Source organism: Streptomyces sp. So13.3 (assembly GCF_005860785.2).
In the GTDB taxonomy this organism is placed as follows: domain Bacteria; phylum Actinomycetota; class Actinomycetes; order Streptomycetales; family Streptomycetaceae; genus Actinacidiphila; species Actinacidiphila fildesensis.
Window position 1 is genome coordinate 6,122,659 of record NZ_CP048835.1, and the last position, 12,715, is coordinate 6,135,373.

General features: G+C 72.9%; 9 protein-coding genes. 8 read left to right on the forward strand and 1 reads right to left on the reverse strand.

From position 1 onward, the window contains the following. Positions 1–39 precede the first annotated feature (39 nt). The 8 genes from C8250_RS27705 (at position 40) to nudC (ending at position 12,371) form a co-directional block, all read left to right on the forward strand. Positions 40–405 carry an MGMT family protein gene (locus C8250_RS27705; protein ID WP_138350965.1) on the forward strand — a complete coding sequence of 122 codons (366 nt, stop codon included), beginning with the start codon at positions 40–42 and terminating at the stop codon, positions 403–405. Positions 406–437: 32 nt separating this feature from the next. Continuing rightward, positions 438–662, forward strand: a complete 225-nt coding sequence (locus C8250_RS27710) for a hypothetical protein (protein WP_138350964.1) — start codon at positions 438–440, stop codon at positions 660–662. Between the two features lie 205 nt (positions 663–867). Then, a complete protein-coding gene (locus C8250_RS27715) occupies positions 868–4,236 on the forward strand; it encodes an ATP-dependent DNA helicase (RefSeq protein ID WP_187145325.1) in 3,369 nt (1,122 codons plus the stop codon). A 130-nt stretch (positions 4,237–4,366) separates the two neighbouring features. Further along, on the forward strand, positions 4,367–5,158 hold the full coding sequence (locus tag C8250_RS27720; protein WP_187145006.1) for a hypothetical protein: 792 nt from the start codon (positions 4,367–4,369) through the stop codon (positions 5,156–5,158). 81 nt (positions 5,159–5,239) lie between these two features. Then, complete coding sequence (locus C8250_RS27725) at positions 5,240–6,049, forward strand: hypothetical protein (RefSeq protein WP_138350962.1); 810 nt, start codon at positions 5,240–5,242, stop codon at positions 6,047–6,049. 246 nt (positions 6,050–6,295) lie between these two features. Then, positions 6,296–9,862 (forward strand): ATP-dependent DNA helicase, encoded by a 3,567-nt coding sequence (locus tag C8250_RS27730; protein WP_138350961.1) that lies wholly within the window; start codon positions 6,296–6,298, stop codon positions 9,860–9,862. A 63-nt stretch (positions 9,863–9,925) separates the two neighbouring features. Next, the gene (locus C8250_RS27735) at positions 9,926–11,344 is read left to right on the forward strand and encodes a M20/M25/M40 family metallo-hydrolase (RefSeq protein ID WP_138350960.1); all 1,419 of its coding nucleotides are present in this window, start codon (positions 9,926–9,928) and stop codon (positions 11,342–11,344) included. 88 nt (positions 11,345–11,432) lie between these two features. Next, the gene (gene nudC, locus C8250_RS27740; protein WP_232484650.1) at positions 11,433–12,371 is read left to right on the forward strand and encodes an NAD(+) diphosphatase; all 939 of its coding nucleotides are present in this window, start codon (positions 11,433–11,435) and stop codon (positions 12,369–12,371) included. 79 nt (positions 12,372–12,450) lie between these two features. On the opposite strand, the gene C8250_RS27745 is transcribed toward nudC, so the two are convergent. Beyond that, positions 12,451–12,693, reverse strand: coding sequence for a mycoredoxin (locus tag C8250_RS27745; protein WP_138350959.1), 243 nt, complete (start codon positions 12,691–12,693; stop codon positions 12,451–12,453). Positions 12,694–12,715: the final 22 nt, after the last annotated feature.

Genomic DNA, 12,715 nt, shown 5'->3' on the forward strand with positions numbered 1-12,715 from the left:
TGCGCGCTGAACCCCCCGTTGTCGGTGGCCTGAGGCAGGATGGGCCGGATGAGTGAGCGGACGAACGAGGAGACCGCGCCCTCCGAATACGCAGAGCGGGTGCTGGAAACCGCCGAGGCCATCCCGCCCGGCCGGGTGATGACGTACGGGGATGTCGCCGAGTGGCTCGACGAGGGAGGGCCGCGGCAGGTCGGCCGCGTCATGGCGCTGTACGGCGGCGCCGTGCCGTGGTGGCGCGTGGTGCGTTCCGACGGCCACCTGCTGCCCGGCCATGAGCTGCGCGCGCTGGCGCACTACCGGGAGGAGGGCACGCCGCTGCGGGAGGCGGCGCGCTCCGCCGAGGGTCATGTGCCGCGTATCGATATGCGGCGGGCCCGGTGGGACGGCGCGCCCACCGGGGAATGACGACCGGATGCTCACAGTTTCCAGCTTCGGCCATGGCGGGCCGGAATATGCGGTGGGCCGTCCGTACGGAGTACGTGAACGCGTGGGCGAACGAGGTCGTGAATGAGGTGAGGGAGTATGCGGTCGAGCACCTGACCGAGAACCCGACCGGGAACCCGACCGAGTACGTGACGAAGAAGTACGCGACGAAGCACGTGACCGAGTCCACGCCCGAACACCGGTGGGACCGGCTGCGGCCCGTGCGCCGGGAGGCGTAGCGTCGACAGCTGACCGCACCGGCCCCACGGTCCGGGTCACCGTCCGGACCACCGGGCGGTACGAGAAGCCCCCGCAGGACCTGCAGCACCCGAGCCACCCACAGCACCCACGGAACCGGCGAACCACGTGACCTCCTCCTCCCTCCGACCGGCGCAGCGCGCGCCGCACCGGGGGATCGACACGGGCACCGCCGCCTACCGTCTGCTGCGGACCCCGCCCGCGCGGACCGCGCCTCCTGTTCTGGACGCGTCACAGCGCGCGGTGGTTGAGCACCGGTCGGGACCGTTGCTGGTCCTCGCGGGACCGGGCACCGGCAAGACCACGACGCTCGTCGAGGCGGTCGCCGAACGGGTGCGGCTCGGCACCGCCCCCGAGCGGATCCTCGTCCTGACGTTCAGCCGCAAGGCGGCGGTCGAGCTCCGGGACCGGATGGCCGCCCGTATGGGGGGCACGGCCACCGCACAGGCGACCACGTTCCACTCCTTCTGTTATGCCCTGCTCCGCGCGCACCAGGACCCGGAGCTCTTCGCCGATCCGCTGCGGCTGCTGTCCGGGCCCGAGCAGGACGTCGTCGTCCGTGAGCTGCTGGCGGGACAGAGCGCGCTGGAGAAGGACGGGCGCGGCCGGATCCGCTGGCCCGACGACCTGCGGGCCGCACGCACCACCCGCGGCTTCGCGGACGAGGTGCGCGCCGTGCTCGCCCGCAGCCGTGAGCTGGGCCTGGGCCCGGCGGCACTGCAGGACTTCGCCCGGCGGATCGGCCGCCCGGACTGGTCGGCGGCGGCGTCCTTCCTCGCCGAGTACCTGGACGTGCTCGACCTCCAGGGCGTCCTGGACTACGCCGAGCTGCTGCACCGGGCGGTGCTGCTCGCGGAGCGCCCGGAGGTCTTCGAGGCCCTGGCCGGGCAGTACGACGCCGTCTTCGTCGACGAGTACCAGGACACCGATCCGGCGCAGGTCCGGCTGCTGCGCGCGCTGGCGGGCCAGGGCCGCACCCTCGTCGCCTTCGGTGACCCCGACCAGTCGATCTACGCCTTCCGCGGCGCCGACGTGAACGGCATCCTCGAATTCCCGGACGCCTTCCCGCGCCGTGACGGCCGACCCGCCCCCGTCCACGTCCTCACCGTCTCGCGGCGCGCCGGCGCCGCCCTGCTGGACGCCACCCGCCTCGTCACCCGCCGGATGTCGCTGCCGCGACTGCCCGCCGCGGCCGTCCGCGCCCACCGCGAACTGACCGCGGTCCGGGACGGCGGCACGGTCGTCGTCCGCACGTACCCCCTGGTGGGCGCCGAGCTCGACGGCATCGCCGACACCCTGCGCCGCGCCCATCTGGAGGACGGCATCCCGTGGCGCGACATGGCCGTCCTGGTCCGGGCAGGGGCCCGCTCCATCCCGGGCCTGCGCCGCGCGCTGACCTCCGCGGGTGTCCCCATCGAGATAGACGGTGACGATCTGCCGCTCCGGCACGAACCCGCCGTCGCCCCGCTCCTGCTGGCGCTGCGCGTCGCCGCCGCGGGCGCGCAGGGCGCACCCGTCGTACCCGCCCAGACCCGGATCGGCGAGCACGAGGAGCCGGCAGAACCCGAAGAGGCGGCAGAACCGGAGGAGAACGAGGCAGAGTCCGCGGGCGAGCCCGATCCAGAGCCCGACCCCGAGCCCGACCCCGCGTCCGTGAGCGTCGAGGACGCGATCACGCTGCTGACGTCACCCCTCGGCGGCATGGACGCCGCGGACCTGCGCCGGCTGGGGCGGGCCCTGCGGGAGGAGGAGCGGGCCGCCGGCCGTACCGTGCCGCGGCCCTCCGATCTGCTGATCGCGGAGGCGCTGGGAGAACCGGAGCGGCTGGTGGCGCACGATCCGGCGTACGCGCGCGGCGCGCAGCGGCTCGGCATGCTGCTGCGGAAGGCGCGGGAGCTGTTGGCGGGCGGCGGCACCGCGGAGCAGGCGCTGTGGGAGCTGTGGGACGGATCGCCGTGGCCGCAGCGGCTGGAGCGGTCGGCGACCCGTGGCGGCACGGCCGGGCGGAACGCGGACCGGGACCTGGACGCGGTGTGCGCGCTGTTCGAGACGGCGGCGCGCGCCGAGGAGCGGACCGGCGGCCGTGGGGCGCTGAACTTCCTGGAGGAGCTGGACGCGCAGGACATCGCCGCCGACACGCTGAGCCGCCGGGCCGTCCGTACCGACGCCGTACGCCTGATGACCGCGCACCGGTCCAAGGGGCTGGAGTGGCGGCTGGTGGTGGTCGCCGGAGTGCAGGAGGGGCTCTGGCCGGACCTGCGCCGCCGGGGTTCGCTGCTCGAAGCCGACCGGATCGGCCGCGACGGGCTCGCGGAGCCGCTCACCCCCGGCGCCCTGCTGGCCGAGGAGCGGCGGCTGTTCTACGTGGCGGCGACCCGCGCGAAGGAGCGGCTCGTCGTCACCGCGGTCAAGGCGGCGGCGGACGACGGCGACCAGCCGTCCCGCTTCCTGACCGAGCTCGGCGTCGAGCCGCAGGACGTCACGCACCGGGCGCGCCGTCCGCTGGCCGTCTCCGCGCTCGTCGCGGAGCTGCGCGCGACCACCGTCGACCCGGCCGCGTCCCCGGCGCTGCGCGAGGCCGCCGCCCTGCGGCTGGCCCGGCTCGCCTCGCTGAACGACGCCGGGCACGCGCTCGTACCGTCCGCGCACCCCGACCGCTGGTGGGGCCTGTACGAGCCGACGCGCTCGGCCGTTCCGCTGCGCGACCGCGATCAGCCGGTGGCGCTGTCGGGCAGCGCGCTCGACCAGCTCGCCAACACCTGCTCGCTGCAGTGGTTCCTGGGCCGCGAGGTGAAGGCGGAGCCGCCGTCGACCGCCGCGCAGGGCTTCGGCAACGTCGTGCACGTGCTGGCCGACGAGGTCGCCTCCGGGCGGACCCCCGCCGACCTGGACGTACTGATGGCCCGGCTGGACACCGTCTGGGACGCCCTGGCCTTCGACGCGCCGTGGAAGTCCCTCCAGGAGAAGCGGAACGCGCGGGACGCGCTGGAACGCTTCCTGCACTGGCACGTGATGGAGCGCGGCCGGGCGTCCGTCGCCACCGAGCACGGCTTCGACGTCGTCATCGAAGCCGGCGAGGTGCAGGTCCGGATCCGCGGCAGCATGGACCGGGTCGAGGCGGACGCGGACGGCAACGCCTATGTCGTCGACTTCAAGACCGGCAAGTCCAAGCCGACGGCGAAGGAGGTCGAGCGCCACCCGCAGCTCGCCGTCTACCAGCTCGCGGTCCGGGAGGGCGCGGTCGACGAGCTGTTCGGCGGCGACCGTCCGCTGCCGGGTGGCGCCGAACTCGTGCAACTGCGCCTCGGCGCGGCGAAGAAGGACGGCGGCGACACCGTGCCGGCCGTCCAGCGCCAGCAGCCGCTCGCGGAGAAGCGGGCGGAGGCGGCGGAGGCCGGCGGCGAGGGGGAGTGGGTGGTGGAGGACCTGCTGGCCGACGCGGCCGGCCGGGTCCTGGACGAGCGCTTCACCCCTGCCACCGGCCAGCACTGCACGCACTGCGCGTTCCGTGCGGCCTGCAGCGCGCAGCCGGAGGGCCGGCACGTCGTGGAGTAGGCCGCGAAGCACCCCGTGCCGCCGCCGCGTGACCTGTGCCTCGATCGTGCAACCCTTTCGGCCGTTCGTGCGTCCGTTCGACGTAAGGGCAAGTGTGGGTATGCGGGTGGGTTGAAGGAAAGTGGCCGTCGTGGCGTTGAGGCGCAGTGTTGTCGCAGTCGTAGTGGTCTGCGGTATGGCCATGGGGGCGCTGTCCGGCTGCCAGGGCACGGCGGACCGCGGGCGGGCGGTCCACGCGGCGTCCAAGCCGGCGACCGCGACCGGCACCCCGTCGGACGGCTCGCTGGAGGGACTGACGGCGCCGGAGATCTCCCGCCGGATGTCGTTGGCGATGAATCTCGTCACCTCCATGACCATGGAGTTCTCCGGAGTCCTGCAGAGCAAGCAGGTCCAGGTGAAGATCGCGGCGACCACGGACGGCGTTTGCGCGGCCGCGGCGCGGCTGAACGGCGGGACGATGCAGATCATCAGAACCGCCGACCGGACCGCGTACATCAAGGGCGATGCCAGGTACTGGACGTCACTGAGCCCCAAGGGCAAGTCGTTCGGGGCGCTGGCGGCCAACCGGTGGATCAGGTTCCCCTTCACCTCCGCCCCCGGCAAGCGGCTGTCCCAGAGCTGCGAGGTGGCGAACGTCCTGAAGACCCTGCAGCTGGCGCACGAATCGGCCACGAAGGGTGCCCCGGCGACGGTCGACGGAAAGCCGGTGGTCACCATCAAGAAGAAGGACCGGCAGGGGGCCGTCACCTATTACGTGGCGGCGCACGGCCCTTCGTACCTGCTGAAGCTCACGGACCAGACCGGGGGGACCATGACCTTCGGATCCTTCGGCAAGCCGGTCAACGTCGAGGCCCCGCCCGCGAACCAGACGATCGACTTCAGTCTGCTCGGCGGGGACTCCGGCCTGGGCCTCAACGCCTGAGAGGGCCGGGTCAAACCCGTTGCGCCCGCATGTTTATCTTGTGCTTATCAGCATGATGCGTGTGGGTGGAGGAGAAGTCCGGTGGCAGTACAGCGGAACGTCGTGGCGGCCTCACTGGTCTGTGCGGCCCTGGTGGGCGGAGTGACCGGCTGCGGGGGCGACAAGTCCGACGACGCGGTGATCGGCTCCAAGCCGAAGCCGTCCGTCTCGGCGAGCACCACCGCGGCGACGGGGCTCGACGCCCTGACCGCGCGGCAGATCTCGGACAAGGCCGAGGCCGCGCTCAAGTCCCTCACCTCGGTGAAGGTGGACTTCGCGATGATGGACACCGGAAAGCCCATGCAGTTCAAGGCTTCCATGTCCAAGGCGGGCGAGTGCGCCGGTGCGATGAGCCAGGGCAAGTCGACGATGCAGTTCATCGGCACGCACCACACCAGCTACATGAAGGCCAACGACACCTTCTGGCGCGAAGCGGGCGGCAAGGAGGACGGCGACGCCACGGTCGAGCTGCTGCACGGCAAGTGGGTGAAGGTGCCCGGCGACGCCGCCAAGGACAAGGACCTGGCGTCCTTCTGCGACCTGGACTCGTTCCTCGACAACATGTCGTCGGACGACAAGGACGGCACCTTCAGCAAGGGCGCCCCGACCACCATCGACGGACAGCCGGTCGTCACGATCATCCAGAAGAAGGCCGGCGACTCGGAGAAGACCACCATCTACGTGGCGGCCCAGGGCGAGCCGTACCCGTTGAAGATCGTCAACGAGGGCGGCAAGGAGCCGGGCCACGCCACCTTCGGCGACTTCAACAAGCCGGTCAAGGCGGTGGCCCCGCCGGCCTCCCAGACGGTGGACATCAGCAAGTTCCAGGACGACGGCGGCAAGAACGTCTGACGGAGGCGGGGCACGGGCGCCGGGGCACGGGCGCCGGGGCACGGGCACCTGGGCACGGGCCACCTGGGCACCTGGGCACGGGCCACCAGGGCACGGGCCACCTGGGCACCTGGGCACGGGCCACCAGGGCACGGGCCACCAGGGCACGGTCGCCGCGAGGTGCACACCGCGGGGTGAACGCCCGGCGGCAGGCGTCCGTGCCCAGGTGGCAGCCGGTTGTCGGTGGGGCCGGATAGCCTCACTGGGGTGGCAGCACGCATCACGGACCCCGAGCAGCTCAAGGCGCTCCTCGGCATCCCTTTCACCCCGGAGCAGATGGAGTGCGTCACCGCACCTCTCGCCCCGAACGTGATCGTGGCGGGTGCGGGCTCCGGCAAGACGACGGTGATGGCCGCCCGGGTGGTCTGGCTGGTCGGGACGGGGCAGGTCGCCCCGGAGGAAGTGCTCGGCCTGACGTTCACCAACAAGGCCGCCGGTGAGCTCGCCGAGCGGGTCCGCAGGGCGCTCGTCCAGGCCGGGATCACCGACCCGGATCCGATCGGCCCGCCCGGTTCCGGGGAAGCACCCGGCGAGGGCGCGACCGGCGAGCCGCAGATCTCCACGTATCACGCGTTCGCCGGCCAGCTCCTCAAGGAACACGGGCTGCGCATCGGGCTCGAGCCCACCGCCCGGCTGCTCGCCGACGCCACCCGCTACCAGCTCGCCGCGAAGGTGCTGCGGGCCGCGCCCGGCCCGTACCCGGCGCTGACCAAGAGCCTGCCCTCCCTGGTCAGCGACCTGCTGGCGCTGGAGGGCGAGCTCAATGAACACCTCGTTCCGCCCGACCGGCTGCGCGCCCACGACACCGGCTGGCTCGACACCCTGGGCCCCGTCAAACTCACCAACGCGGACCTGCGCAAGCTGCCGGAGACCGCGCAGGCCCGGCAGGACCTCACCGGGCTCGCCACCGCCTACCGCGAGCAGAAGCAGCGCCGCGACCTGCTGGACTTCGGCGACCAGATCGCCCTGTCGGCGACCGTGGCCCGGACCCGCCCGGAGGTCGGCAGGATCCTGCGCGAGCAGTACAAGGTGGTGCTGCTCGACGAGTACCAGGACACCTCCGTCGCCCAGCGGCTGCTGCTCGCAGGGCTGTTCGGCGGCGAGGGCACCGGCCACCCGGTCACCGCCGTCGGCGACCCCTGCCAGGCGATCTACGGCTGGCGCGGCGCCTCCGTCGCCAACCTCGACGACTTCCCCGCGCACTTCCCGAACGCCGACGGCACCCCCGCCCGCCGCTTCTCGCTCAGCGAGAACCGCCGCAGCGGCGGCCGCCTCCTGGACCTCGCCAACGGCCTCGCCACCGAACTGCGCGCCCGGCACGAAGGCGTCGAGGCGCTGCGCCCGGCGCCCGGCGCCGAGCGCGACGGACTGGTGCGCTGCGCGCTGCTGTCCAGCCAGGCCGAGGAGATCGAGTGGCTGGCGGACTCCCTCGCGCACCTGGTGCGCACCGGCACCGAGCCCGGCGAGATCGCCGTCCTGTGCCGTACGACGGGCCACTTCGCCGACATCCATGCCGCACTCGTCGCCCGTGACATCCCGGTCGAGGTGGTGGGCCTGTCCGGGCTGCTGCATCTGCCCGAGGTCGCCGACCTGGTCGCCGTCTGCGAGGTCCTGCACGACCCGACGGCGAACGCGTCGCTGGTCCGGCTGCTCACCGGTCCCCGCTGGCGGATCGGCGCCCGGGACCTGGCGCTGCTCGGCCGCCGGGCCCGGGTCCTCGTCCGGTTCGGCGCGGGCGGCGCGGAGGACGACCCCGAGCGGCGGCTGGCGGCGGCCGTCGAAGGCGTCGACCCGGCCGAGGTGGTCTCGCTCGCCGACGCCCTGGAGACGTTCCTCGACGCCGACCCGGGCGACGAGCTGCCGTTCTCACCCGAGGCGCGGGTCCGGTTCGCCCGGCTGGCGGCCGAGATACGGGATCTGCGGCGCGCGCTGGCCGACCCGCTGATGGACGTCCTGCACCGGGTGCTCGCGGTCACCGGCCTGGAGGTCGAGCTGTCCGCGTCCCCGCACGCGCTGGCCGCCCGCCGCAAGGAGACGCTGAACGCCTTCCTGGACATCGCCGCCAATTTCGCCTCCCTCGACGGTGAGGCGACCCTCCTGGCGTTCCTCGGCTTCCTGCGCACCGCCGCCCAGTACGAGAAGGGCCTGGACAGCTCGCTCCCCGGCGGCGAGAACACCGTGAAGGTGCTCACCGCGCACAAGTCGAAGGGCTTGGAATGGGACGTCGTGGCCGTCCCGGGGCTGGTGAAGAAGGGCTTTCCGAACGAGCGCGGCCGTGAGCTGTGGACCGCCAACGCCAAGGTGCTCCCGCACACCCTGCGCGGCGACGCGGCGACCCTCCCCGATGTCGACGAATGGTCGAAGGCGGGCCTCGACCAGTTCCGTGACGCGATGAAGGAGCACAACCGGATCGAGGAACTCCGCCTCGGCTATGTCACCTTCACCCGGCCGCGCTCACTGCTGCTCGGCTCCGGCTACTGGTGGGGGCCCACCCAGAAGACCCCGTACGGCCCGTCCGCGTTCCTGGACGCGCTGCGCGTGCACTGCGAGGCGGGCCACGGCGAGATCGAGCACTGGACGGAGCCCCCCGCGGAGGACGCCGTCAATCCGGCGCTGCAGACCTCCGTCGAGCACGCCTGGCCGCTCCCGCTCGACCCCACCGCCCTCGACCGCCGCCGCCAGGCGGCCAGGACGGTCCTCGCGTACCTGGACGCGCCGGAGGAGCACGCGTTCGCGGACGCGGAAGCGGGCACGTTCGCGGACGCGGAAGGGGAGATGGAGGACGAGCCCGCCTGGGCGGACGAGGAGGAGTGGGAGGACGCCGACTGGGACGAGCTCTCGGCGGAGCGTCCCGCGGGCCTCGAGCATCCCGAGAGCCCCGATGCCGATCCCGATCCCGATCCGGTGCCGGTGGCGGAGCCGGTGCCGGAGCGTCCCGTCGACCCCGACCACGCGGTTCCCGACCCCAGGGTTGCTGAGACCGCCGTTGCCGGAGCTCCCGCACGGGCGCACCTGCTCCCCGAGGAGTCCCGTCTCGTCGCCTCCTGGGACCGGGACCTCGACGCCCTCGCCGGGGAGCTGCGGCGCGCCCGGGCGACCGTCCGGGACGTGCCGGTGCCTCCCGTTCTCACCGCCTCGCAGCTGATGCGGCTGGCCGCCGACCCGGACGGGTTCGCGCGCGAGCTCGCCCGCCCCATGCCCCGTGCCCCGCAGCCCGCGGCGCGCCGCGGCACCCGTTTCCACGCCTGGGTCGAGTCCCGCTTCGACGAACGGCCGCTCTTCGCCCCGGAGGACCTGCCCGGAGTCGAGGGCGGTGACGAGATCGACGACGAGCGCGACCTCGCCGCCCTCAAGGAGGCGTTCCTCGGCACCCCGTACGCCGACCGCTCGCCCTACCGCGTCGAGGCGCCCTTCCAACTGGCGCTGGCCGGCCGCATGATCCGCGGCCGGATCGACGCCGTCTACCGCACCGAAGGCACCACGGACACCACAGGCACCACAGGAACCACAGGCGCCACGGACACCGAAGGTGCGGACGGGGACGCCGGCGCGGGCGCCACCTACGAGATCGTCGACTGGAAGACCAACCGCTCCCGGTCCGCCGACCCGCTCCAGCTGGCCCTCTACCGGCTCGCCTGGGCCGAGCAGCACCAACTGCCGCTGCACCGGGTGACCGCCGCGTTCCTCTACGTCCGCACCGGTGAGGTCGTCCGGCCCGCGTCCCTGCCGGACCGTGCCGCCCTGGAGCGGCTGCTGCTCGACGAGCCGGGCTGAGAGCCGGGCTGATGCCGCCACCTCCGGGCGGAGGGGTCCGGCGCGCCGGTTAGGCTCGACGTCATGAGTACCGCCCCGGACAGCGCAGTCCACGCCTACATCGACGCCCACCGTTCCGCGTTCCTCGCCGACCTCGTCGAGTGGCTGCGGATCCCGTCCGTCTCCGCGGACCCCGACCGCGCGGACGATGTGCTGGGCAGTGCGCGATGGCTGGCGGCGAAGCTGGCGGAGACCGGCTTCCCGACCGCCGAGGTCTGGGAGAGCGACGGGCTGCCGGCGGTCTTCGCCGAGTGGCCGTCCGGCGATCCGCAGGCGCCGACGGTGCTGGTCTACGGCCACCATGACGTGCAGCCCGCCGCCCGCGAGGACGGCTGGGACACCGACCCGTTCGAGCCGCACACCGCCGACGGCCGGATCTACGCCCGGGGCGCGGCCGACGACAAGGGCCAGGTCCTCTTCCACACGCTGGGCCTGCGCGCCCACCTCGCCGCGACCGGCAGGACCGCGCCGGCCGTGAACCTCAAGCTGCTGATCGAGGGCGAGGAGGAGTCCGGTTCGCCGAACTTCCTCACCCTGATCCGGAAGCACGCCGACCGGCTGGCCTGCGACGCGGTGATCGTCTCCGACACCGGGATGTGGTCGGAGGACACCCCGACCGTCTGCACCGGCATGCGCGGTCTGGCCGACTGCCAGGTCGATCTGTACGGGCCCGACCAGGACATCCACTCGGGTTCGTTCGGCGGCGCGGTCCCCAACCCCGCCACCGAGGCCGCCCGGCTGGTCGCCGCGCTGCACGACGACGACCGGCGGGTGGCGATCCCGGGGTTCTACGACGGTGCCGTCGAGCTGACCGCCCGCGAGCGCGAGCTCTTCGCGGCGCTGCCGTTCGAGGAGTCGCGCTGGCTGAGCACCGCCAAGTCCCACGGGGCGCTCGGCGAGGCGGACCACACCACCCTGGAGCGCATCTGGGCCCGGCCGACCGCCGAGGTCAACGGCATCTACGGCGGCTACCAGGGCCCCGGCGGCAAGACCATCGTCCCGGCCTCCGCCCACCTCAAGCTGTCCTTCCGGCTGGTCGCGGGACAGGACGCGGGCGCGGTGCAGCAGCTCGTCACCGACTGGGTCGCCGCCCGGCTCCCGGACGGCATCCGCCACGAGGTCACCTTCTGGGGCACCACCCGCCCCTGCCTGACCCCGCTGGACCACCCGGCACTGCAGTCGGTCGTCCGGTCGATGGGCCGGGCCTTCCAGCAGGAGATCCTCTTCACCCGTGAGGGCGGTTCAGGACCGGCCGCGGATCTGCAGGACGTGCTGGGTGTGCCGGTGCTGTTCCTGGGCATCTCCGTACCGTCCGACGGCTGGCACTCGGTGAACGAGAAGGTCGAGCTCGACCTGCTGTTCAAGGGTGTGGAGACCGCCGCCTACCTGTGGGGCGACCTCGCCGAGAACTGGCGTCCGGCCTCCGCCGACGTCACCGGGTGACACCGCCGGCGCCACCGGCGCGCCCCACCGACACCAGTCACTGACAACGACAGCCGCGCTACCGCGTACCGCAGGTACGCACGGGGAGTTGGAAGCAGCCTTGTCCGAGATCGACCTGTCAACCCAGCCGCTGACCCTCGCCCAGACGGGCGTGGACCGCGCCGCCCACCACCGGCTCGACGAGGCCTGGCTGGCCGCCGCCTGGAGCCATCCGACGACCCGGGTCTTCGTGGTCTCCGGCGGCCAGGTCCTGGTCGAGGAGAAGGACGGCACCACCGAACTCGTCATGGTCCCGGCCTTCGACGCGCCCGAGACCGAGACCCACCGCTACTTCCTCGGCATCGGCGAGGACGGCGTGCGGTACTTCGCGCTGCAGAAGGACGCGCTGCCGGGACGGATGGACGACGTGGCACGGGCGGCCGGGCTGCGCGAGGTGGCCGGGCTGCTCTCCCCGCTGGAGGCCGGCCTGATGGCGCACGCCGTCGCGCTGGAGAACTGGCAGCGGATGCACCGCTTCTGCTCCCGCTGCGGCGAGCGCACCGTCATCGCCGCCGCCGGCCACATCCGGCGCTGCCAGGCGTGCGGTGCCGAGCACTACCCGCGCACCGACCCCGCCGTGATCATGCTGGTGACGGACGACCAGGACCGTGCACTGCTGGGCCGCCAGGCGCACTGGCCGGAAGGGCGCTTCTCGACGCTCGCGGGCTTCGTGGAGCCGGGCGAGTCACTGGAGCAGGCCGTGGTCCGCGAGACGGCGGAGGAGGCGGGGGTGGCGGTCGGCGACGTGACATATGTCGCGAGCCAGCCGTGGCCGTTCCCGTCGAGTCTGATGCTCGGCTTCATGGCCCGCGCCACTTCACCGGACATCCAGGTCGACGGCGAGGAGATCCACGAGGCCCGCTGGTTCTCCCGCGAGGACCTGCGCAAGGGCATCGAGTCCGGGGAGATCCTGCCGCCGGGCGGCATCTCGATCGCCGCCCGCCTGATGGAGCTCTGGTACGGCAGCCCGTTCCCGGCCGCCGGCTAGCAGCACCCCGGACAGCACTCCGCCGGGGCGCGGTCGCGCCCCGGCGGATGCGGGTGGGATCAGGCGTCGAGCTGGGGAATCAGACGCCGAGCTTCTGCTTGACCTGCGCCAGCGACGGGTTCGGGAGCGCCGAGCCGTCCGGGAAGAGGACGGTGGGGACCAGCTGGTTGCCGCCGTTGACCTTCTCGACGAACGCCGCGGACTCCGGGTCGTTCTCGATGTTGATCTCCGTGTAGCCGATGCCCTCGCGGTCCATCTGGCCCTTGAGCCGACGGCAGTAGCCGCACCAGGTGGTGCTGTACATCGTCACAGTGCCCGACATGGGTGTCCGCTCCTCACAAGCA